This is a genomic window from Exiguobacterium acetylicum, from assembly GCF_022170825.1.
In the GTDB taxonomy this organism is placed as follows: Bacteria; Bacillota; Bacilli; order Exiguobacteriales; family Exiguobacteriaceae; genus Exiguobacterium_A; species Exiguobacterium_A acetylicum_B.
In genome coordinates, this window is record NZ_CP081878.1 from 1,256,625 (window position 1) to 1,280,806 (window position 24,182).

Sequence of the window (24,182 nt, forward strand, 5' to 3'; positions counted from 1 at the left end):
TGGACATGACTTTGAATTCGAGGAAAGAAGGAATGAAGATGATTCATGTCGAGAACTTGACGAAGACGTACGATGGAAAGGATGTCGTCAAAGGGATCTCGTTCGACGTACAGGCAGGGGAGATTTTTGCCTTTCTTGGACCGAACGGTGCTGGGAAATCGACGACCGTTCAGATGTTAACGACGCTGATTCCGATTTCCGGTGGTCGAGCGACGATACAAGAATTCGATGTCGTCAAACAAGAAAAACAAGTCCGCTTGCAAATTGGGGTCGCCTTACAAGATACCGGCATCGATGAAGATTTGACCGGGCTTGAATTACTCGTCCTACAAGGAAAATTGTTCGGATTAAGTCAGACGGAAGCAAAAATACGGGCAGAGGAATTGCTACGACTCGTCGGACTCGATCAGGACGGACAACGACGGTCTGGCACTTACTCCGGTGGGATGAAACGACGGCTTGATCTCGCCTTGACGCTCGTCCATCAACCAACCGTTCTGTTTCTCGATGAACCGACGACCGGGCTAGACCCTGCGAGCCGTCTGCAAATTTGGAACGAGGTCCGGCGATTAAATGAAGAGTTCGGCACGACGATCTTTTTGACGACACAATACTTGGAAGAAGCCGATCAGCTGGCAGACCGGATTGCGATCATCAACGAAGGGCAATTGATTGCCGAAGGAACGGCAGCAGAACTGAAGGCAGCAAACGGAGAGGAACGAATCGAGTTGACGCTTACTGAAAAAGAGGATGAGCGAATCGTCTTAGAGACATTTACTGGTCGTCAGGAAAAAGATCGTCTAATCATTCCATCGCATGGAACGGAGACATTACGCGCTGTTGTCCGCTTTCTTGACGAACGGAAGATGGTCGCTACGTCACTCGTCGTCAAACAACCATCACTTGATGATGTCTTCATTCGTTTGACGGGGCAAGCCTATAAGGAGGAATCGTGACATGATACGAGAAACATGGTTTTTGATGCGGCGGAGTCTCCTCGTGACGTTACGCAATCCTTTCTCCTTTATCCCGAACTTAATCATTAGTGTCTTTTTCCTACTCGTCTATACGAGTGGTCTTTCTGGCATCTCGAACTTACCTCAATTCGATGGTGTCGATTATTTAAACTTCATTCTGCCTGTCTCAATCGTCTCGGGTGCTGTCGGAGGAGCAGGGGGTGCTGGTCAAGCGCTCGTCAAGGACATCGAGAGCGGTTATTTTGCTCGACTCTTATTGACACCGGTCTCACGAACCGCAATTGTTCTCGGACCGATGTTAGCTGGTATGTTGCAATTATTCGTCCAAACGTTATTGATTTTCGGAATGGCTTTTTTGCTCGGTCTATCGATTCCAGTGGGGATCAGCGGCTTTTTCTTGACGATTTTACTCGCGCTCGGATTCGGACTTGCCTTTGCTGGTTACTCGGTCGGTGTTGCCTTGAAGACTCGTAACGCACAAGCGGCACAAGCTGGAACACTCTTATTCTTCCCATTGATTTTCCTATCGACGACGTTCGTACCGAAAGATTTGATTGAGGCCGAGTGGCTCAAGATTGCTGCGACAATCAATCCGACGACCTATATCATGGAAGGGATGCGCAGTGTGTTAACTCGTCCGGACATCGATTGGTCCGTTTACTGGCAAGGTTTGATTGTAGCTGCTGTTCTCAGTATCGCAATGGTGATCTTTGCTGCGTTGAACGCACGAGGGGCACTGAAAAAGTAAAATGGACCCGCTTTTAAACGGGTCCATTTCGTGCGGCTATCTAATTAAGGGTCTTATTTTAAATCGCGTTTTTCTTCCTCTTCTTTCGACGATTTACTTTTTGCTTCGAACTCAGAACGTGTCATGACATCTTCGACATGCATGTTGATTTCGATGACATCGAGTCCTGTCATATCATGGACTGATTTTTTGATTTTCGTTACAGCGTCTTGGAAGATCGATGGAATGTTTTTACCGTATTCGACGATGACTTTTAAATCGAGTGCGACTTGTCGTTCGCCGACTTCTGCGTCGATTCCTTTTGTGATGTCTTCTGAGCTACGGAAGCGGTCTGTCAACCCACTCATGAAGCCACCGCTCATTGAAAGGATTCCTTTGACATCATTTGATGCAATACCAGCAATTTTTTTGATGACTTGATCTTCGAATGTGAGTTTGTTTTCGCGTACTACTTCGTTTTCGTTTTGTTTCGTGTTGATTTCGTTAGCCATGAGAAATCTCTCCTTTTAATGTTTGTTAACTGATTTTTTACTGTTCTTTACGTTCAGTCCCGTTGAAAGAACTGAATCCATCCCTCGACATCAAGGGCATTGTCTCGCCATTGACCAATCAAGAAACCGATTGTTGCGAACACGATGATTAACAACGTTGGTCCAAAACCGATCGTCAAGAACAAGATGGCGAGGATTAGTCCGACTAGTCCACCGAGTAGTCGGTAGCGATACGGACGAAGTGCTTCGCTCGTTTTCATGATCTTCCTCCTCCCTTGTCTTAGACGACACGTTCAGACGTTTTTGTCTTCGTGTCGCTAATACGGACACGTGTTTTTGTGACGGGCAGTTCAAGTAATGATTCGACTGCATGTTTGGCACGTTCTTGAATGTCTTTCCCGATTGTTGGTAATCCTTCTTGACCAAAGACCGAGCAGTCGACTTCGAGAGCGACTGTCTCTTTTTTCGAGTGGATGTCCGCGTTCACGCGTGGGGATCGAACCCCGTTGATGCCGCGGATCGACTCAAGTGCCGTTCGTTCGATCGTCTGTTTTGAGATCGTGATATTGCCGTCACCGGTTTGGATCAGAAGGCGTTGTCCTTTAGACCGGCTAAGCAGTCCAGTGAATAATAGAATGACAAATACGAATGCTAGGAAGCCACCAAGCGATAAAATCGTGTAGCTGTACCATTGTTGATCTTGCCACTGTTCAATCAGAGGACTGAGGCGTGGAACATCATAAACGCCGAGTACAAGAAGACCGACGCTGATCAAGCCGAGAATGCCGATCAGAACGAGTAGGAAACGATTGAATCCGTTCATGTTACATCTCTCCTTTCTTTCGTAAAAATATTTTAGTTAGGATGTTCTACACATGAAATATTATGTGTATGGTGAGTTTATTCCCGTTCAAAAGACCTTAAAACATCAAAATACACTTTGGGTAAATAGATTATATTTTCTGAAAATTGGTCTTTTTATTAAAAAAATAGTAAATGAAATATGACATTTAACGAAAAAACCATGAATAATTTGGTGTTCTAAGGTGAATTGGTTCGTATTTGATTTGCTATCATGAATAAAAAGTGATGTCAATATAAAAATAGAAAACACAAAAAACCTCCCATATTGCTATGAGAGGAAGAGAAATACGATTACTTTTCGATTTTTGGTACTTTTACGACGTAATAGATCGTACTTAAAATCAAGAAGGCGATACCGATTAAGATGGAAGCGCGTGTCTCGTCATTGAACAACATTCCGACGAGTACTGTCACGAGTGCAACAATTGATAGATAGTTCGTCACAGGAGCTCCTGGCATCTTAAATGGATGTGAAGCCGTTCGTTCACTTTCAATTTTGCGGTAACGAATATGACTAATCAAGATGGCGAACCACGGTACCATCCCTGGAAGTACCGAAGCGCTGTAGACATATACGAAGATATTTGTATCCTTCCCGAGAACGAGCGGTAAGGTGATATCAAGAATGACACCGAAGAAAATCCCAATGGAAATCGCGAAGACCGTATAAAATGGAATTCCACGTTTGTTGACTTTCAAGAAGAAGGACGGTACTTGTCCTTTTTCTGCCAATGCATAGATCATCCGACTTGCGCTGAATATCCCTGAGTTACACCCAGATAACGCGGCTGTGATGACGACGAAGTTGATGATAGCAGCAGCAATCGTGACACCAACTTTCGCGAATGTCGCAACGAACGGACTGCCGAGATCCGACAACTCATTCCACGGATAGACCGTGACGATGATAAAGATGGATCCGACGTAGAAAATCAAAATCCGCCAGACGACACCATTGATCGCCTTTGTGATGTTCTTTTCTGGATCTTTCGTTTCTCCAGCTGTCACGCCGATCAACTCAACACCGATGTAAGAGGCGAAGACGATCGAGAGGGCAAAGAAGAAGCCGGTGAAACCATTCGTGAAGAATCCACCGTTCGCCCACAGGTTCGAGAAGCCAACTGGGTTTCCGTCATTTCCTAGACCAAAGAAGATGATTCCGAATCCGGCGACGATCATTAGAAGAATCGTTATTACCTTGATGGAGGCGAACCAGAATTCGAGTTCACCGAACATCTTGACCGAAGCGAGGTTCGCGAGCGTCAAGAGAACGATGACGACGACCCCTGGAATCCAAGTCGGAAGTTCCGGCCACCAGAAGCGTAGGTATGTTCCGACGGCGATGACTTCGCTCATCCCGACGACGACCCAGTTGAAGATGTTACTGCTTGCTGTCAAAAAACCAGCGGCTGGATGGATATAATCATTTGCGAACTTTGCGTACGAACCACTGTGAGGATGGGTGTAGACCATCTCACCAAGTGCACGCATGATAAAAAAGATAAAGACTCCTGCTAGCATGTACGCAAGTAAGACGGATGGACCTGTCCAAGCAATTGTGCTTGATGCTCCAAGGAACAGACCGACCCCGATCGTTCCTCCAAGTGCAATCATTTGTACTTGTCGTGCTGTTAAATCGCGTTTCAAATTCGAACTCATCATTTCCCCCAAAAAAATCTGTGACGTCATAATGTTCAGACAACTTGCCCGAATAACTATAACGCTGAGTATACTATCCTCGGATAGGACTCGGCTAGTCTTTTTGAAAATTTGAAATGGAGGTTTCAAGAATCAGGAATTTATGAAACAAACATGTAACAGCTTTCATTCGTTGGCTAGTAAAGCTGAAAGGTGTCTTTCTAATTTACCGAAAAATAGCTGATTCGAAGTGGATAAAACAATCAGATCATTACGCATTGTAAGGTCACCTGACAGGATTTCTCCCTGCTCGTTCGTAAAACGAATCGAACGAACACTTTCTAAAACTGTTCCTTTCCGTTCTAACAATTGTACTTCATCAGAATTTGCAGCAAGAATATAGTCATCATATCGAGCGAACTGAGAAAAGGCGATTGTAGGTGCCTCGTAGACGAGGTCTTCATCTTGACCAATTCGAATGAAACGAAAATCGGAATAATAGAAGAACCAGATTTCTTTTGAGGAACAGACGTTGAGTGCATAACAATCATCGATCGGATACTGACGATTTTTATACTGTACTTCACCAGCGTCATCAAAAGCGACTAAACCGAAAGCGCCATTTGAGCCCGTTGCTGCATCTGCATATATACCTTCGTCGAAATAGCTGACCCAGATTAAACCGTCTTTATCAATTTGCATGTTTTGGATCCCATCGTCTAAACAAAATTGGTTGACTAGGTTTCCTTGAATATCATAAATAAAAGCATTCGGTAACCAAGTACCGTCTACATCATCATCGCAACGAGAAGCGACGAGTAGCAGACGGCCATCAGGAAAGCGATCGACGAGCGAAAAATCAATCTCATTTTTTTCAATGATCGTCGTCTTCCGCCAATCGTCCATCAACTGATGAATAGAAAGAACATGTTTCTTTCGTGTTTCGTCAACGGTTTCTTCGACGATTAAAATATGACCGTCGACAGTGATGCCAGTCGCGACTGGACGTCCTGTACGATAGGATGCGGTCAAACGACGTAATGGGAAATGGGCGAGTGGGGATGTGAGCATGGCAGGACCTCCTGTTTGTTTAAAAAAGCAGTCCGTCGTAAGACAGACTGCTAGTTGTTCAAACCGTTCGTTGACGGCGTTTAAAGATGACGTAAAAAATGATTAAGACGACAGCAGCAATCAACACACCGTTCGTGTAAGGTGCTGCGACTTCCTTGATCGAGAGCCAGTTCGTTCCGAGCGTTTCACCCAGGTACAAGAAGAGAATCGACCATGGAATGATCGCCAGGACTGTATAGAGGGAAAACTTCGTCTGATCCATCTTTGCAAGACCAGCTGGAATCGAGATAGCATGGCGGACGACGGGAATAAAACGAGCGCCAAAGATGACCCCTTGTCCGTATTTCAAGAACCAACGCTCGGCTAAATCGAGATGGTGTTCTGAAATCAGGACATACTTTCCGTATTTCAGGATCAGGGGACGACCGCCATAGCGCGCGAACCAGTATAAGAATAATTGCGAGAACAATCCACCAATGACGGCAGCGACGACGGCGAGCGGCCAGCCGATTGTTCCTTGGGAGATCATGAATCCACCGTAAGAGAGGACAATTTCACTCGGTATGATTTCAATCATCAACCCGAGGGCGATGCCGAAATATCCGAGATCGGCAAGCGAAAGCAAAATTTGGTTGACGACTTGAGATAACACGTAAGACAACTCCTTTGTATCAGTTCATTCCTTTATTTTAGAGAACTGACGGTAAAATGAAAAGGAAAAAAACGGAGACAATTCAAAAGACGGATTCGCTATGACAGCGAACCCGTCTTGTTTTTATAATACGACAGCAGCGATCGTACCAAAGATGATTAATGGAATGTTGTAGTGAAGGAACGTCGGAATGACTGTTTCCCGCATGTGATCATGCTGACCATCGGCATTTAGACCACTTGTCGGTCCGAGTGTCGAGTCAGATGCCGGACTACCCGCGTCACCGAGTGCGCCGGATGTACCGATGATAGCGATCGTCGCTTCTAAACTGAATCCGTACTGGATACAAAGTGGAACGAAGATTGCTGCAATGATTGGAACAGTTGAAAAACTTGAGCCGATCCCCATCGTGACGAGAAGACCGATCAAGAGCATGACGAATGCTGCAACGAGTTGGGAATCGCCCATCAACGATTTCGAGTTCTCGACGAGTGGCTCGATATCTCCCGTCTTACGCAAGACGTTTGAGAATCCATTTGCTGAAATCATGACGAAACCGATGAATGACATCATGCGCATACCGCGTGTTATGACGTCATCTGCTTCACTGAAGCGAACAAGACGAAGCAACAAGAAGAGGATGAGTCCTGTTGTCGCAGCAAGAATCATTGATCCGGTTTGCAGTTGGACGATCAAGGTCGCGATGACGACAACACCACTTAAGACAAGCTTTGTTTTCGTGATGACCGGAATTTCATAATCGTCCGGTGCGATGTCACGCATCTCATATGTCCGTTCTTTACGATATGAGTATAGACCGATTAAGAGACCGACGACCATCCCGAGTGCCGGAATCGCCATCGCTTCGATGACGGATGCTCCTGCTGTATTGAGACCATTTGCCTTCAAGTTCTTTAGTAGAATCTGGTTGAGGTAAATGTCTCCGAAACCGACTGGTAAGAACATGTACGGTGTCACAAGACCGAACGTCATGATGATTGCAATCCGGCGACGATCCATCTTCAACTGATTGAAGAGACCAAGAAGCGGCGGAATGATGATTGGAATGAATGCGATGTGGATCGGTAAGACGTTTTGTGAACTAATCGCAAGTAAGAGAATCGCAAACAAGATGAATCCTTTTAGTTTTTTGACAGAAGAAGCATTTGCATCGCCGCGTGAACGTTGAATCAAGGCGTGTGCAAGTGCATCCGGTAATCCGGTTTTCGAGAGTGCAACAGCGAAAGCACCGAGCAATGCATAGCTAAGGGCGATTTCTGCCCCGTCACCAAGACCATCGGAGAACGCTTTTGTTGTCTCAGTCAGGTCGAGACCACCGACGAGACCGCCGGCAAACGCACTGATGACCATCGCGACTACGATGTGGACGCGGAAGATCGCTAAAATAAATAGTAAAAAGACGGCAAACAATACGGCGTTTATCATTCAGTAAAACCACACTTTCTTTTGTTATCACTGTACTATACTAAAGTATCTTACAGCCATGTTGGAATGCTGTCAAGAGTAAAAGTCTGACCTCGTAATCAAAAGATGAATGATACGCTTTTTAGCTTTCCACAAGAAGTTAGATTCTTTTATACCCTGAAGCTTGAAGTGAGAAGCGTTTTGATCACTGAAAATGATTCATACGAAAAAACGTGCCATCTTTCTCTGATACGAGAAAATGGCACGTTATCTTTAGTTTAAAGCAGAGTAAATTATCCAATTCTATTTGCGTTTCTTCTATAGAGAGTGATCAACAGAGAGTGATCAACAATCGACGACGTCGAGTTTACCGGTACCTGGATCGATGACGAGTCCGTGGACGTTCGTACCAGGTGGCAGTAATGGGTGGTTCTTCACGAGGCTGACCGAATGAGCGACGCTTTCTTGAACTGACGTGAAGCCACGCAACCATTGATTCAAATCAACACCTGATACTTCAAGCGTGTGAAGAATCTGTTGGTCGATACCTCGACCCTTCATCTCGCTGATCATGTGTTTAGGATCAATCGTGCTCATGCCACAATCGTGGTGACCGATAACGACGACTTCTTCAGCACCAAGTGCATACAACGCGACGAGAATCGAGCGCATGACGGAACCGAATGGATGCGATAGGATAGCGCCGGCATTTTTGATAATCTTCGCATCCCCGTTTTTCAAACCGAGTGCGTGTGGAAGAAGCTCCGTCAAACGGGCATCCATGCACGTCAAGATGACGACTTTTTTGTCTGGGAACTTATCCGAGACGAATTGCTCATACTGTTTTTCGGCGACGAATCGCTCGTTGAAAGCTAGCATTTCCTGTACGACTGACATTCAAGTGTCCTCCTTTAGTGGTAGCTCTTAATATGTACCCCATATCAGAATACAAGATGACGAAACGGCTATCAAGTCAGGAAAATGCGAGGTGTGATAAATCGCACAGTTTGTCGTGTCTAGAACGGAATGACTAGAAGGTAGACCAGACAACGTATGTAAACGCTATCAATAGTGTGAGGGAATTCACAGGATAGTCATGCACAAAATAGGAAAAAGGAGTTATGATTGATTTGTGAAGGAAAGCACAAACTATTGAAAAACAGCTTGGCATTCCTGACATAATGGTTGGCAAATCAAACTCAGATTCGTTCCACGACAGGGAGGAAACCACTCATGGCTGTGAAAGAAAAAACAAAATCGACGGCAACACCGGTCGAACAAGCAATCGGACAAATTGTTGAAAAAGGGCAACGTGCGTTACAAGAATTACTGACATTCGATCAAGAAAAAATTGATACGATCGTTCGTGATATGGCACTTGCCGGACTGGAACGGCACGTCGAGCTTGCGCGTCTCGCAACAGAAGAGACAGGACGCGGTGTCTTTGAAGATAAAATGATTAAAAACATGTTCGCGACAGAGTATATCTATAATAGTCTACGTCATGAAAAAACAGTCGGAATTCTTGAAGAAGATGTTCAAAATGGCATCACATACATCGCTGAACCAGTTGGTGTCGTCTGTGGTGTCACACCGGTCACGAACCCAACGTCAACGACGATGTTCAAAGCGTTGATTGCAATTAAGACACGTAACCCGATCGTCTTCGCGTTCCATCCATCGGCACAACGATGTTCCGTTGAAGCGGCGAAAACACTCCGCGACGCAGCAATCAAAGCAGGCGCACCTAAAGACTGTATTCAATGGGTCGAAGAACCATCACTTGAAGCAACAAAAGTCTTGATGAACCACGAAAACATCGCCATGGTCCTTGCGACAGGTGGAGCAGGAATGGTTAAATCAGCGTACTCAACGGGGAAACCAGCACTCGGTGTTGGACCAGGGAACGTTCCATGCTACATCGAACAATCTGCGAAAGTAAAACGGGCAGTCAGCGATCTCGTTCTCTCAAAAACGTTTGATAACGGGATGATTTGTGCATCTGAGCAAGCCGTCATCGTCGACCAAGAGATTTATGCAACGGTCCGGACGGAAATGGAAGCACTCGGTTGTTACTTCTGTTCGCCGGAAGAAAAACAACGTCTCGAAACACTCGTCATCAAAACCGATACGTGTGCTGTCAACGCGGACATTGTCGGTAAACCAGCGACGTGGATCGCAGAGAAAGCCGGAATCAACGTTCCGGAAACAACCGTCATGCTCGTCGCGGAACTCGAGCACGTCGGAGCAGCAGAACCACTGTCTCACGAAAAACTCAGTCCCGTTCTCGGTGCGTACCGCGTCGCTTCATCCGAAGAAGCGTTCGTGATTGCTGAACAAATGCTTGAAATCGGTGGTCTCGGGCATACAGCCGTCATTCATACGACGAACGATGATTTGATGACAGCGTTCGGACTCCGGATGAAAGCCTGCCGGATCCTCGTCAATAGTCCATCTGCTCATGGAGGGATTGGTGATCTTTACAATGAGTTGACACCATCACTGACACTTGGTTGTGGATCATACGGTAAAAACTCTGTTTCAGAGAACGTAACGGCGAAACACTTACTCAACGTCAAAAAGGTGGCGAAACGACGCGTGAACATGCAATGGTTCAAGGTTCCTGAAAAAATCTACTTCGAAAAGAACTCCGTCCAGTACCTACGGTCGATGACTGACGTCTCACGCGTCATGATCGTCACTGATCCGACGATGGTGCAATTCGGATATGCCGATAAAGTGATTCAAAACTTGCCGCAGTCCGTCAATTACCGGATTTTCGACCAAGTCGAACCGGATCCATCCGTAACGACTGTTCAGACGGGTGCTCAAGCGATGCGTGATTTCAAACCAGACTTGATCATCGCCCTTGGTGGTGGTTCAGCGATGGATGCTGCAAAAGGAATGTGGCTCTTCTACGAACAGCCGAACGAAACGTTCTCAAACTTACGTCAAAAATTCCTTGATATCCGTAAGCGTGCCTACAAATTCCCGACACTTGGTCGTCAAGCGAAGTTCGTTGCGATTCCGACGACATCGGGGACAGGTTCAGAAGTGACACCGTTCACCGTCATCACGGATAAAGAGAAGAACGTCAAATACCCGATTGCTGACTATGCGTTGACACCAGACGTCGCGATCGTTGATCCAGAATTCGTCATGACAGTTCCCGCTTCGATCACCGCTGATACGGGGATGGATGTCTTGACACACGCAACAGAAGCGTACGTCTCAGTTCTTGCGAACGACTACACGGATGGACTGGCACTCAAAGCAATCAAAATGATCTTCGACTACTTGCCACGAGCGTACGCGAACGGATCTGACGCGGAAGCACGCGAAAAAGTGCACAATGCGTCAACGATGGCAGGGATGGCATTCGCGAATGCATTCCTTGGAATCAACCACTCAATTGCGCACAAAATCGGTGGGGAGTTCCATACGCCACACGGACGGACGAACGCGATCCTGATGCCACACGTCATTCGCTATAACGCGTCACGCCCAACAAAACTAGCAGCATTCCCGAAATATGAGTCATTCGTTGCCGATGAACGGTATGCCGACATCGCCCGCTACCTCGGCCTTCCGGCAGCAACGACGGAACAAGGGGTCGAGTCACTCATTCAAGCAGTTGCTGATCTTGGACAACGTCTCAACATCAAGATGTCATTCAAGGCGCAAGGCATTCAAAAAGCAGACTTCGAGGCAAAACTCGATAAGATGGCAGTTGATGCTTTCGAGGATCAATGTACGACAGCGAATCCGAAGATGCCGCTTGTCGCTGAGTTACGGACGATCATGGAACAAGCATACGAAGGCATCTAATAGAGAAAAAATACCATGGCACCAGATCGTTCAACCGGCTTCTCACTTTGAGAAGTCGGTTTTTGTTTTGGAAATCAGTGGAGACAGTCAGAGAAAAGGTGGGATATAATGGCTGTTGAATGAATTTGATGTTTTTGGTTTCGCTGAAGCAGGAATATTCAAACATCAGACATAAAAGGAGGAACTAGGATGGAGCCAAGGCAAGAAAGGAAACAACGACGGTTTTCCGTCTGGGATGTCCTGTATGGCGTCCTCATCGGTCTCATCTTTTTCGGTGTCATCTATGGCGCGATGGCATTTTTGACTTCACAGATTACTTCGTCCTCAGACTATCAAGATCTTGTGACGCAGATGCAACAGGCGGATGTCTCATGGAATGATACAGATATTACGGTCTCGCTCATGCTCCTGTTCGTTGGTGGGCTGTCGATTACGATGCCGAGTGCGGTCCGGGAAGGGATCATCAATCAGGTGCTTGATGCGAGTTCTGCCGGAGACGTCTTATCATTGTTCGGAATCGATTTAAAACAAGTCCTCGCACCACTTACGTTTGATGTCTCTTACGGGACGTTACTCTACTCCGTATTTGGCATCGGTTTGATCACTTTGCTATTTTTAGTATTACGGATTAAAGCAAGTCGTCTTGGTTGGACGATTCGCTCAGTCAGTTTCTTTTTGACGGTCGGTATCATTTGGTTCGTACTTGCCGGAAGAGGAAATGATGTACCGTTCCTTGCGCTACAAGACGGCTACGCGATGAATGGTATTTTACCACTCCTCGTCGTCAGTCTACTTGGCTGGATGGCGTTCTTCCCGCAGAAGTTATCCGGTTTAACAGCTGCTGGACGTGCCAGTCTGCTCATCTTGATGTTCGCAAGTACTCTGCAACTCGTCTTCACAGTGCAAGATGAAGCGGCGTACGACGGAGATTCCTCACTACGGACAGCACTGACCGTCGCAAGTTTGAACGCCGGAAGTGGTGGGATGTACGACTGGATCCACGGCGGTCAAGTCGTCTATCAAGCAGACGTCCTTGGAGCAAACGCAGAAGTTCCTGTCTCAATGTTGAACGGTGAAACCTCAACGGATCAGCTCAATGACTCGATTCAAAAAGTCGTCGACGGGATTGATACGGATCGGGTGACCGAACAACTGTTGACGCTACTCGGTGGAGAACGCCCTGACTTGTCAGCGACACAATTGAAGCTCGATTCTGTTGATTACGGTGTCGCGCGACAGACGATCCAAGTGATTGATGCGGAATCAGCAGGAGCGACACCACCGAATGTTTCGAGTGAGAGTGGGTATTGGGTATTATTGCTCGTGACATTCGCGATCTATTTCGTTTGTAGTATCCGAAGCTTCAAGTCGATCATCGATCCGTTCGTCTTTGCAATTGCGATCGGTGTCATTAGCTTCATCGTCAGTCAAGCTTCATACGTCCAATTCGCGATGAAGTGGCGCAGTGACGTCTTGTTCGAATTTGCTCAACAGACAGCAGGATGGACGGTACTTTACGCCGCAGGACTTGCGTTACTTGCTGGTATTCTCGGTTATGTCGTCCGACGGAAACCAGAGAAAACGGTGTAAGGGAACATGGCGTAGTGAAAATCCTGTGCCATGAATCCGGGCGACGAACGTTACTGTCATCCTCGCTTTCCACAGGCGGGAGGTAAGCCGTGGTATCCAAAACTCCGTTTCGACTACCGGGCCTCACCTGATCCTGACGAAAGCGAAGAGCGTGCTTTCTTTTCCTATAGGAGTCGAGAATGAATAGATACGTTCTGCATTAATTAAAACGATACTTTTTCAGGACTAAATCCTGAAAAAGTATCGTTTTTTTTATATGAATCATACAATGATGTAAAACACCTTTTTTTACCATTAACACCTGATTTGTAAAGGGGAAATCAACAATGTAAAGCCATTATTTGGAATTAGTTAAGTAGGTTAAATAAGACGGATGTCCGACCTATTTGAAAGGACTATTAGCTATAATCGAACCATGCTAAATTAATGAAGCAGTCAAAACATCCTGGGGGGAAAATCCATATGAAAAAAGCTACCAAACTTGTCATCGCGTCGACGTTGATCGCACCGATGCTCGTACCAGTCGTTCAAGTCAAGACACTTGCTGCCGACAACAGTGTCGTCAAGTTACGCTTCTTAGAAACAACGGATTTACATACGAACTCAATGAACTACGATTACTTCAAGGATGCGCAGGACGAAACAATCGGTCTCGTCAAAGCCGCTACGGTCATCAAACAACAACAAACGGAAGTGGGCGCAACGAACAGTTTCTTGTTCGATAACGGAGATACACTTCAAGGAACGCCATTCGGTGATTACGTGAAGAACCAGTACGACAAAGGAAACAAAGGCAAACATCCGATGTACGAATTGATGGAATACCTCGGTTATGATGCGGTCACGCTCGGAAACCATGAATTCAACTTCGGTCTTGATTTCCTCAAGTCAGCGATGAGTGCTTCGAGCGGTTCAATCAAGTTCGTCAACTCGAACGTATTGGATGCAGTCACGAAAAAGCCGATCGTCGCGGACTACAACAAAGATGGAAAAGACTATCAAATCATCGAACGTCAAGTCAAGGACCAGAACGGTGACATGAAAACAGTCAAGGTGGGTGTGTTCGGAGTCGTCACGCCACAAATCATGGCATGGGATGCGGGGAACCTGACGGGGAAAGTCACGGCTGAAGATATCATCCCGACTGCTAAAGCAACAGCGAAAAAATTAAAAGATGCTGGCGCAGACGTCGTCGTTGCACTCGCACACACAGGTATCGGGGATACGACGGATCAAAAAGATGGCGATGAGAATGTCGGCTACGCGTTGACGAAAGTCGCAGACATCGATGTCTTGATGACAGGTCATCAGCACGGGAAATTCCCAGCAGCCGATTCTGCTTTCAACAAACTACCGAACGTTGATGCGGCAAATGGTCTAATCAATGGCAAACCGGTCGTCATGGCGAACACGCAAGGGAAAAACGTCGGTGTCATCGACCTTCAGTTGAAGCAAGTTGACGGCAAATGGGTGGTTGATACGTCAGGTGCAAAACTAGCAGACGTCACGAAAGACACGACAGCAGATGCAGGCGCCGTTAAGTTGATCGAAAAAGCGCATGAAGGAACACTCGCTTACATTCGTCAAGAAGTCGGGACGATCAACGACGATATCCAGAGCTTCTTCGCCCTCGCACAAGATGATGATTCAGTTCAGTTCGTCACGAACGCTCAAAAATGGTATGTCGAGAAACAACTCAAGGAAAATGCGGATCTTGCGAAATATAAAGATCTTCCATTGTTGTCAGCAGGTGCACCATTTAAGACAGGTGGTCGTAACCAAGTCAACGCATCAGATTACACATTAATCAAAAAAGGACCGATCGCACTTAAGAATGTTGCCGATCTGTACGTGTACCCGAATACACTGGAAGTCGTCAAAGTAACCGGTGCAGACGTCAAAGACTGGCTCGAAATGTCAGCGGGTCAGTTCAACCAAGTCGACGGTGAGCAGACGAACTTATTGAATAAAGAATTCCGTAGCTACAACTTCGATATTCTCGATGGATTGACATATGAAATCGATATTACGAAACCAGCGAAGTTCGACTATAACGGTGTTGTTGTCAATAAGGATGCAAGCCGTGTCCAAAATATCAAGTATCAAGGGAAAGCGATCGCAGATGATCAAGAATTCCTCGTCGCGACGAACAACTATCGTGCAGGTAGTGCGACGTTCCCAGGTCTTGGCGGCGGTAAGAATATCGTCTACAAATCAGCATACGAAACACGTAACGTCATCTCAGACTTCATTAAAGCAAAACAACCAGTTGATTATAAAGCCGATGACAACTGGTCACTCGTTGCAAGTAAGCCGATGACGGTCAGTTTTGATTCAGCGGTTGCAGCGGCACCGTACGTCAAACGGTACGAAGGTATCACGAACACAGGTGAAACGCGTCCAGGTGAAACGGGTACGTTCCTTACATTCAACATGAACGTGCCGATGAAAGACTTCACAGTCTCGGCAAAAGCAGTCAAACCAGGTGCAAAAGTCGTCACAGGTCAAGCCGTTCCGGGCGCAAAAGTCACGGTTAAACTCGGTGATAAAGTCCTCGGTACGGCAACTGCAAACGAAGCGGGTCAATACGAAGTCGCAACACGTCCGCTCAAATTGCGTGACAAGTTGACGGTTGTCTCAGAACTTAGCTTCATGAAAACAGAAACAAGCGTCACTGTCGGAACTGGTGTCGTTGCAACACCAGCAATTGATAAAAAGTCAGCAGTCTACGGATCAACGGTCCTTCGTGGTAAAGCAACGGAAGGTCTTGACGTCACGCTCTACAAAGGATCAACGAAGATTGCAAAAGCAAAAACGACAGCAAGTGGCTTCAAGATTGCGGTCAAGAAGGGTCTAACGACGGGCACGTACACAGTCAAGTCGACAGACATCTCGAACAAGATCACGAAAAAAGCGTCGTTCACGATCAAGAACACGTATCCGGTTAAAAAATGGTCAGGTAAAAAGACGTTGACTGGTAAAGTCGAAAAACGTCAAATCGTCCGCCTTTACCAAAAAACAGCGTCTGGTTACCAATTGATCGCACAAGACGTAGCGGATCAGCACGGGAACTACGTCTTGAAGATGCGTCAAGCATTGACGAACGGTTCGTACAAACTCAACATCTATACAGCGAAGGATCATCTCGATCAATCACGCTACTTCATCACGAAGTAATATGAAAAATGGGTGTCTGCATATGCAGGCATCCGTTTTTATTTGGATAAAAACGTGCCTTGTGAGAGCAGGAATCGTTTGACACGTTCATACATAGTTGCTTGCTCTACCGTCAATTGATCCGTCGCATGCGACATATAGAGTCGCGACGTAACGGTAAATACATCGTCCGTAATGAAGGGAAGCTCCATCTCGCGACAGACGGAAACAGGAACGAAGCTGAAATACCGTTGCTGGCGTAAGGCGAGCTGAAGTGAGACGTCATCGATGTAATGCGTGGTATTGGCATAGATGTTCAGTTCCGCCATCTTCAATTGGATGAAGCGGTTGTAGTCCTTATTGTGGGAGGGGAATAAAAAGGCAGTCTCGGTTGCATCTGCATATAGCGCCTGGATTGCTTCTTTCTCTGAATAGGAAGCTGGATAAGTGATGACGATATCCTCTTCAACAATAGGTTCACTCGTAATGAGCGGATGTTTGAGTTCCATGAAGCTGATCGAGAAATGGAATTCTTGACGGAGCAGACCGGTCAGGATTTCACGGTTCGAGAGGATGTCCGAGTTGAATAAGGGAGCCGTTTGCGGGAGAAGAAACTCCCGTAGAATCAATTGGATGAAGCGACCGTGCGAACTAGCAAGACTGAGTGGTGTTTCCGTTGATGCATCATTCCGTGCCATTCGTTCCTGAACACGTGTCAGTTCGTGTTCGATTTTTTCGACCGACTGTAGTAACAGTCGACCATTATCAGTCAAACTGATCGTTCTGCCTTTTCGATGAAATAATGTCGTGTTCAATTCCCGCTCGAGTTTCTTGATTGTTGCACTGAGGGCAGGTTGGCTGATGAATAATCGTTCGGCAGCACGTGTCACGTTCAATTCTTCCGCGACGTGACGAAAGTAATTCAAATGTAAGAGTTCCATGATATCCTCCTGACATAACCTACAGGTTATCAAAATATACAATTATATATATTTCTGTTTATGATAAAACCAGTATATCGTAAATACCAGAGGTGATAGAAATGAAAATCGGAATTTACGGAGCAGGGTCACTTGGAACCATTATGGGAGCTTATTTGAGTCAACAAAGTGCGGGTGTCGATCTGATCGATACGAATCGCGCACATATCGAGGCATTGAATACGAAAGGCGCACACGTCATTGGACCGGATCTAACGCAATCCGTTCATGCGATTCATCCGGATGACATCACGGATATGTACGATATCGTGTTATTGCTGACGAAGCAGGTCTACAATGAACCGGTTCTGGCAAAAGTGCGGACAATCTTGAAGGAAGACGGGATCCTCGTCTCCTTGCAAAACGGTGTGCCGGAAGAGTTCATTCAACAACAGATTCCAAGCGAACGTATCATCGCGGGATCGGTCGAGTTCGGAGCAACGTACGTTGGACCAGGCGAGTCACGCTTGACGTCGAACTACGAACACTTTAAGACGTATGCGATGCAAATCGGTGAGCTAGATGGGAAGACAACAGACCGAATCGTTCACTTGAAAGGTATCCTCGATCACATCGGTGGTACGGAAATTTCCGATAATCTCTCGGGAACGAAATGGTCAAAACTCGTCATCAATAGTACGTTCAGTGGGTTATCTGCTGCGTGTAATGGGACGTATGGCGACGTGCTCGATCATCCCATCTTATTACGGGCAGCGCTTCATACGATGCAGGAAGTCGTTCAAGTTGGTCACGCCCATGGCATCACGTTCGCTCCGATGAGTACGTTTGAGCCGGCAACCTACGCGACACTGGATGATATCGATGAAAAATTGATCACCGTGCCACAATTGATGCACGGATCGCGAGACTTAGAAGCGAGCATGTTGCAGGACTTACAAAAAGGGCAACCGACCGAGATTCGTTACATCAATGGGATCGTCACGATGTACGGTAACACGTACGATATCGCAACACCGTTCAACTCACTCATTCAAGAAATCGTCGAAGAAGCGCAAGCTGCGAAGATGGTTCCTGATTTTGAAACAAGTGTCGCACGCTTTGCTACTTTACTGAACGATTAAAGGAGGAACTCAGATGAGACAGGAAGATGTAAAACATGTTGTTGCGACGCCAATCAATGCTCCGGTCTTTCCGGCAGTCGATATCTTCTTTCGTAACCGGGAATACATGAACATCATCTATGAGACGGATATCGAAGCGTTACAAGCAGTCGTTCCGGAACCGCTTGAAGTACTGAGCAATCAGATCAAGTTTGAAATCATCAATATGCCCGATAGTACAGGACTGGGTAGTTATCTCGAGTGCGGACAAGTCATTCCGGTACGTTATCAAGGAGAAATCGGCGAGTTTTACCTCTCGATGTACGTCAACAATCAGCCGGCGATCGCATCTGGTCGTGAAGTAGCTGCTTTTCCGAAAAAGTATGGTTCTCCCCGATTGTATCTCGATAATGATGTCCTCGTTGGTACACTTGACTATCATTCACTCCGTGTCGCTCAAGCGACGATGGGATACAAATATGTTCCGATGGCAATCGAAGAAGCACAGTCGATTGTTGGTGCGCCACAGTTCATGCTCAAGCAACACCGCGGCTATCAAGGTGAGTTGATCATTTCTGAACTGACACGCAGTCAGATTACGGATCTTGAGGTGAAAGAAGCATACCGTGGACCAGCACGCCTTCAGTTGTTTGAACATGTCATGGCGCCACTTGCTGACTTCCCAGTTCGAAAGATCGTCGATGCCCAGCATATCATCGCTGATCTTCGACTTGGTGGACCTGCGAAACTGCACGATTATCTATAGGATTAACGAATTGCTAACATCACGTTTAATAAAACGACCTCCAAAGCGGAAGGTCGTTTTGTTTTACCCTAAAAACTGGCATACTGAGACGAGAGGAGGGACGTACATGCGACAAGTCATTGTGTTACCATATCAATCAGAATGGGAAAGTGAATACGCACGAGAAGCAAAACGATTACAAGACGTGTTTGGGGCACGTCTACATCGCATTCATCATATGGGAAGTACCTCTGTTCCAGGACTCGCAGCAAAACCGATCATCGATATCTTACCTGTCGTTAATTCTCTTGATGAAATCGAGCAGTTTAACGAATCAATGGAAGCACTCGGTTACGAAGCGAAGGGTGAGTTCGGGATGCCCGGACGACGCTATTTCCGAAAAGGCGGAGACGAACGGACGCATCATATTCATCTGTATGCGGTAGGAAATCCAGAAATCGAGCGGCATCTCGTTTTCCGAGACTACTTGCGTGCGCATCCAGAAGAAGCTAATGCTTATGGGACATTAAAAGAGCAGTTGGCTGCAACATATCCGTATGATATCGAAGCTTATATCGCCGGAAAGGATGCATTCGTCAAGGAACTCGAACATCGTGCAATCGCTTGGGGGAACGCGTATGACTGACTGGGAACGTGCGCTCATTCGCCATGTCGGAGTGGGTGTCAAAACGTCGAAAGTCTTATTTAAGAAGATTGAGGCGAAGGATTGGGACGCACGGCCAATTCCTGGTAAACGGACCGTTGGGGAAGTGGCGGTTCATCTTGCTGTGTTGCTCGAAGCCGATTTATTGATTGCAGCCGGAGCGAATGCGGAAACAATGGAGACATTTTACGCAGAGCAGGTCACGCGCGATCAGCTCTGTGACCGCATCGATCGGGCGTTTCGTATCTATCAAGAAAAACTAACGACTGGATTTATGACGCGTCCGACGTACTGGGGTGTTGACGACTCGATGAATGGATGGGCGATTGAAGCTGCAGTCCATCTCTATCATCATCGATCACAGCTATTTGATTATTTGAACATCCTCGGATACGAATTGAAGATATCGTTATTTGAATGAATGGAAGTAGGGAGATAGCGTGGAATATATCGTTGAAACACCAGCCGGTCGATTTGATACCCGGTTAACAGGAAGCGGGGACGTTACATTCGTCCTCGATCACGGGATGATGTCGAATCGGCATCAATGGGGTTGGTTACGAACTGAATTATTAAAACGGGGACGGGTCTTTGAATACTCGCGTCTTGGTTATGGTCGCTCGAGTCGCGGGAAAAATAAACGTCTTTTTTCACATCAAGCGGATGAGCTCGCGGACGTCTTACGGATCCTTCGTGTCGAAGGACCATACGTTTTCATCGGTCACTCGCTTGGTGCCTATATCTCGCTCGCGAGTGGTCAACTGTTTGCGGACGAGACTCGTGGTATCGTCTTACTCGATCCATCGCATCCAGATGTCGATGCGGCATTACCGAACTGGTATGAACGAACGCAAGAGGAGTGGAATCGTTTTCTCTATTTCCTTAGTCATATCCGACCGATTGCTTGGATGATTCCTGATCAAATTGGTAAAAAGATGTTCAGTGTCTTACCAGAAGCCGATCAACTACCGATGTGGCGGCATTTTGCAGCGCCCGGACACTGGCGTGGAACGCTTGACGAATGGCAGACGGTCGAGGAAAACAATCAAAAAATCCTTTTATTAATCGAACAGGTGACACAGCCAGTTCTCGTTCTGTCTGCCTCAGACTGGGCAGGTGGTATGCCAGAAAGTTGGTTGAATCCGGCATTGACCGAACAAATCAATACGGCTCATGCCGCGTTTGCAGACCATTTACCGAACGGAATGTATCATGTGATTGCGGACACGAATCATTATACGATTGCTGGTTTTTCCCACGAGGCAGCAATGCGAATTACGGATTTGATTGGTACGACATGGAATTTACCGATTCAAAAATGAGTGATGGAGAAAGTCGACAAGCGTCGGCTTTTTTCTTTTATGAAAAATAAATCGAAATGATTCCGATTGACGTCAATAGAAAAGTCGGTTAATCTATAAAGCGTAATGATTACGTTTTAGGAGATGAATGATGATGCAACCGATATCGATCACCGTTTTATCTGGATATCTTGGATCCGGTAAAACGACATTATTGAACCATTTGCTACATAATCGCGAAGGGCGACGCCTTGCGATCATCGTCAATGACATGAGTGAAGTCAACATCGACGCAGCACTAATTGAACAGGGTGGTTTCTCGCGGACAGAAGAATCGTTCGTCACACTTTCGAACGGCTGCATCTGCTGCACGTTACGTGATGATCTGTTACTTGAAGTCAAACGCCTCGTTGACCAAGGCGATATCGATGGTATCGTTATTGAGTCGAGTGGCATCTCGGAACCGATTCCGGTCGCTCAGACCTTTACGTATGAAGATCCGGACAGTGCGATTGACTTATCACAGGTCACGAAAATCAATGCGATGGTTACGGTCATCGATGGGTACCGTTTCTTGAAGGACTTCGAATCTGGCGAATCATTGATTGAACGGAAACAGGCAGTCGATGAGACGGACGTCCGTGAAGTCGTCGATCTACTCGTCGATCAAGTCGAGTTTGCGGACATCATCGTCTTAAATAAAGTCGATCGCCTGACACCAGAAGAACGCCATACCGTCATCGGCTACTTAAAGGCATTGAACCCAGTAGCTCGATTGATCGAGACGACGTATGGTCAAGTTGATCCAGCAGACATTCTCGACGTCGATCTATTTGATTTCGAACAAGCAGCAGCAAGTGCCGGTTGGATTCGTGAGTTAAATGCCGAAGAACATATACCGGAAACAGAAGAATACGGAATCAGTTCATTCGTCTACAAGCGGGACATCCCATTTCACCCTGAGCGTTTGCTTGCTTTGATCGAAGACTGGCCGCAAGAAGTCGTCCGGGCGAAAGGCTTCTTGTTCCTCGCAACTCGTCCCGAGATGGCACTCTTGTTCCATCAAGCAGGATATGCGTCGAACATGGAATATGCTGGTCGCTTTGCATCAGACGAGGATCGACGGACAGAGCTCGTCTTGATTGGTATTGGGCTAGAACAAGCGAAACTCGAAGCGTTGTTTGATACGTGTCTCGTCCAAGCAGAGGAAACAGACTGGGCATCTCTGAACGATCCGATTCCCGGTCGTGAGATGTACGAAGAAAACTTTTCATAAGAGGTCAATCTTTAGAGAAACCGTATCTGCGGTTTCTCTTTTTTGTTATATTTTCATAGTGAATGGGGAAAGAATACTAGTGAAGGTATGTTAATTGAAGGAGGAAAATCTGTGCGCAACCGGATTTTACAATTCGCACTCGTATTTTTAGTCGCCGGTGGTATCATTTGGGGACTATATCAACTCGGCTATTTATTTTATGTTTTAACGATTTCAGCGACGGTCGTGCCACTTGCCGTCATCATGATCATTTTTATCGAAAACCGGACAGCAGAATCAACGATTGCTTGGTTTCTCGTCCTGATTTTTTTACCGATTCTCGGTGTTATCATCTGGTTGATGTTTGGTCGTAACCCGCGACGACGTCGCCGGAATCGTCGTTCACACGATGAACGGAAATTGCTCAAACAAGCGATCCGTCCAGTCCGGTCGCTTGCTGTCAGTGAGTTGCCACCGAATCATTTGAAGCTTGCGAACACGATTCGTAACTTCGGTGGTGGCGGTGTGGACGTTCATACATCAAGTGAGATTCTGACGAATGGAGAAGAGACGTTCCCGGCGATTCTTGACGCGATTCGTCAAGCACAGCATCACGTCCACATCCAGTATTACATCTATCGTAATGATGAGACGGGCAAGGCGATCCGGGAAGCATTGATCGAGCGACTAGAAGCGGGCGTGACGGTGCGCTTCATGTATGACGGACTCGGGAGCTATATGCTCGGTGAGAACTTCCTGCGCCCACTTCGAGACGCTGGAGCACACATCGCAGCTTACGATCCAATTTCGAGTCCGTTGTTCATCTTCACAGCAAACTTCCGGAATCACCGGAAGATCGTTGTCGTCGATGGGAAGGTCGGCTTTACGGGTGGATTGAACGTCGGAGATGAGTACGACGGCAAGAGTAAGAAGTTTGGCTTTTGGCGCGATACGCATTTACGTCTTGAAGGGCGTGCCGTCAAAGAGTTGCAAGCGACGTTCCTTGACGACTGGATCTATGCTCAAATCGAATCGGAAGATACGTGGGAAACGTTTGCTGGTGATGAGACGATTCGTCAGTATTTCCCGAAACACGACGTCGCGACAGACGGGGCGATTCAAATTGTCACGAGCGGACCGACCTCAAAGGACCCTGCGATTCGAAATGCATTGATTGCTGCCATCATCTCGGCGCAGCGTTCAATCTGGATCGCAACACCGTATTTGATTCCAGACAACGAGACGATGACTTTGCTTCGACTCGCAGCCCGTGCCGGACTCGACGTTCGGATCCTGACACCAGGTAAAGGCGATAGCTTTACGTCTTATTACGGGACTCGGTCCTACTTCGGACCACTTCTGAAGGATGGCGTCAAGATTTATACGTATAACCGTCACTTCATTCATGCGAAACTGTTCCTCGTCGACGGGAAAATCGGTGCCGTCGGAACGGCGAACATGGACATTCGTAGCTTTGTCCTCAACTATGAACTGATGGCATTTTTATATGACACGGAAAGCACCGAGCAGCTCGAGCGCGACTTCATCGCTGATTTTGATGTTTCGATTCAGTTATCATCGAATGATTACGTCAAACGACCACTCCGCTTCCGAATTTTCGAGTCACTCTCACGTTTGATTTCACCATTATTATGACCAAATGTCCCGCATCTATTTTTTGATGCGGGACATTTTTGGGTTGATTCTTCCTTGAAGTGGGAACATGAACTCTTATA

The 24,182-nt window shown here is 46.7% G+C and carries 21 protein-coding genes; 12 read left to right on the forward strand and 9 right to left on the reverse strand.

Annotation, left to right across the window (positions count from 1 at the left end):
- Positions 1 to 32 precede the first annotated feature (32 nt).
- Both K6T22_RS06440 and K6T22_RS06445 read left to right on the forward strand, forming a co-directional pair.
- Complete coding sequence (locus K6T22_RS06440) at positions 33 to 956, forward strand: ATP-binding cassette domain-containing protein (RefSeq protein WP_238239522.1); 924 nt, start codon at positions 33 to 35, stop codon at positions 954 to 956.
- 1 nt (position 957) lies between these two features.
- Positions 958 to 1,725 carry an ABC transporter permease gene (locus K6T22_RS06445; protein WP_053453061.1) on the forward strand — a complete coding sequence of 256 codons (768 nt, stop codon included), beginning with the start codon at positions 958 to 960 and terminating at the stop codon, positions 1,723 to 1,725.
- Between the two features lie 53 nt (positions 1,726 to 1,778).
- On the opposite strand, the gene K6T22_RS06450 is transcribed toward K6T22_RS06445, so the two are convergent.
- The 8 genes from K6T22_RS06450 to K6T22_RS06485 all read right to left on the reverse strand — a co-directional run bounded on the left by K6T22_RS06450 (position 1,779) and on the right by K6T22_RS06485 (position 8,763).
- The gene (locus tag K6T22_RS06450; protein ID WP_238239524.1) at positions 1,779 to 2,216 is read right to left on the reverse strand and encodes an Asp23/Gls24 family envelope stress response protein; all 438 of its coding nucleotides are present in this window, start codon (positions 2,214 to 2,216) and stop codon (positions 1,779 to 1,781) included.
- Between the two features lie 53 nt (positions 2,217 to 2,269).
- On the reverse strand, positions 2,270 to 2,476 hold the full coding sequence (locus K6T22_RS06455; protein ID WP_238239525.1) for a DUF2273 domain-containing protein: 207 nt from the start codon (positions 2,474 to 2,476) through the stop codon (positions 2,270 to 2,272).
- Between the two features lie 20 nt (positions 2,477 to 2,496).
- The gene (gene amaP, locus K6T22_RS06460) at positions 2,497 to 3,039 is read right to left on the reverse strand and encodes an alkaline shock response membrane anchor protein AmaP (protein WP_238239527.1); all 543 of its coding nucleotides are present in this window, start codon (positions 3,037 to 3,039) and stop codon (positions 2,497 to 2,499) included.
- Between the two features lie 332 nt (positions 3,040 to 3,371).
- Positions 3,372 to 4,742, reverse strand: coding sequence for an amino acid permease (locus K6T22_RS06465; RefSeq protein WP_238239529.1), 1,371 nt, complete (start codon positions 4,740 to 4,742; stop codon positions 3,372 to 3,374).
- A gap of 162 nt (positions 4,743 to 4,904) precedes the next feature.
- Entirely contained in the window at positions 4,905 to 5,789 is an 885-nt protein-coding gene (locus K6T22_RS06470; RefSeq protein WP_238239530.1) for a hypothetical protein, read from the reverse strand.
- A gap of 58 nt (positions 5,790 to 5,847) precedes the next feature.
- Positions 5,848 to 6,441, reverse strand: a complete 594-nt coding sequence (locus tag K6T22_RS06475; RefSeq protein ID WP_238239532.1) for an undecaprenyl phosphate transporter UptA — start codon at positions 6,439 to 6,441, stop codon at positions 5,848 to 5,850.
- A 123-nt stretch (positions 6,442 to 6,564) separates the two neighbouring features.
- Positions 6,565 to 7,884 (reverse strand): Na+/H+ antiporter family protein, encoded by a 1,320-nt coding sequence (locus K6T22_RS06480; protein ID WP_238240045.1) that lies wholly within the window; start codon positions 7,882 to 7,884, stop codon positions 6,565 to 6,567.
- Positions 7,885 to 8,211: 327 nt separating this feature from the next.
- Positions 8,212 to 8,763 carry a beta-class carbonic anhydrase gene (locus tag K6T22_RS06485; RefSeq protein WP_238239534.1) on the reverse strand — a complete coding sequence of 184 codons (552 nt, stop codon included), beginning with the start codon at positions 8,761 to 8,763 and terminating at the stop codon, positions 8,212 to 8,214.
- A gap of 336 nt (positions 8,764 to 9,099) precedes the next feature.
- Between K6T22_RS06485 and adhE the strand changes: the two genes are divergently transcribed.
- From adhE to K6T22_RS06500, 3 genes are all read left to right on the forward strand, one after another.
- The gene (gene adhE, locus K6T22_RS06490; protein WP_238239536.1) at positions 9,100 to 11,694 is read left to right on the forward strand and encodes a bifunctional acetaldehyde-CoA/alcohol dehydrogenase; all 2,595 of its coding nucleotides are present in this window, start codon (positions 9,100 to 9,102) and stop codon (positions 11,692 to 11,694) included.
- A 189-nt stretch (positions 11,695 to 11,883) separates the two neighbouring features.
- The gene (locus tag K6T22_RS06495) at positions 11,884 to 13,284 is read left to right on the forward strand and encodes a hypothetical protein (protein WP_238239538.1); all 1,401 of its coding nucleotides are present in this window, start codon (positions 11,884 to 11,886) and stop codon (positions 13,282 to 13,284) included.
- Between the two features lie 462 nt (positions 13,285 to 13,746).
- A complete protein-coding gene (locus tag K6T22_RS06500) occupies positions 13,747 to 16,461 on the forward strand; it encodes a bifunctional 2',3'-cyclic-nucleotide 2'-phosphodiesterase/3'-nucleotidase (protein ID WP_238239539.1) in 2,715 nt (904 codons plus the stop codon).
- 38 nt (positions 16,462 to 16,499) lie between these two features.
- On the opposite strand, the gene K6T22_RS06505 is transcribed toward K6T22_RS06500, so the two are convergent.
- Positions 16,500 to 17,381, reverse strand: a complete 882-nt coding sequence (locus tag K6T22_RS06505) for a LysR family transcriptional regulator (RefSeq protein WP_238239541.1) — start codon at positions 17,379 to 17,381, stop codon at positions 16,500 to 16,502.
- A gap of 101 nt (positions 17,382 to 17,482) precedes the next feature.
- Here K6T22_RS06505 and K6T22_RS06510 point away from each other — a divergent pair, with 101 nt between their 5' ends.
- From K6T22_RS06510 to K6T22_RS06540, 7 genes are all read left to right on the forward strand, one after another.
- Entirely contained in the window at positions 17,483 to 18,502 is a 1,020-nt protein-coding gene (locus K6T22_RS06510; protein WP_238239543.1) for a ketopantoate reductase family protein, read from the forward strand.
- 13 nt (positions 18,503 to 18,515) lie between these two features.
- Positions 18,516 to 19,247 (forward strand): acetoacetate decarboxylase, encoded by a 732-nt coding sequence (locus tag K6T22_RS06515; RefSeq protein WP_238239545.1) that lies wholly within the window; start codon positions 18,516 to 18,518, stop codon positions 19,245 to 19,247.
- Between the two features lie 106 nt (positions 19,248 to 19,353).
- The gene (locus tag K6T22_RS06520) at positions 19,354 to 19,872 is read left to right on the forward strand and encodes a GrpB family protein (protein WP_238239546.1); all 519 of its coding nucleotides are present in this window, start codon (positions 19,354 to 19,356) and stop codon (positions 19,870 to 19,872) included.
- A complete protein-coding gene (locus K6T22_RS06525; protein ID WP_238239547.1) occupies positions 19,865 to 20,311 on the forward strand; it encodes a DinB family protein in 447 nt (148 codons plus the stop codon). Before K6T22_RS06520 ends, K6T22_RS06525 begins: the two co-directional genes overlap by 8 nt.
- A 19-nt stretch (positions 20,312 to 20,330) precedes the next feature.
- Positions 20,331 to 21,212 (forward strand): alpha/beta fold hydrolase, encoded by an 882-nt coding sequence (locus K6T22_RS06530; RefSeq protein WP_238239549.1) that lies wholly within the window; start codon positions 20,331 to 20,333, stop codon positions 21,210 to 21,212.
- Positions 21,213 to 21,345: 133 nt separating this feature from the next.
- Positions 21,346 to 22,467, forward strand: coding sequence for a GTP-binding protein (locus K6T22_RS06535; protein WP_238240047.1), 1,122 nt, complete (start codon positions 21,346 to 21,348; stop codon positions 22,465 to 22,467).
- Positions 22,468 to 22,578: 111 nt separating this feature from the next.
- Positions 22,579 to 24,102 (forward strand): cardiolipin synthase, encoded by a 1,524-nt coding sequence (locus K6T22_RS06540; RefSeq protein ID WP_238239551.1) that lies wholly within the window; start codon positions 22,579 to 22,581, stop codon positions 24,100 to 24,102.
- Positions 24,103 to 24,182: the final 80 nt, after the last annotated feature.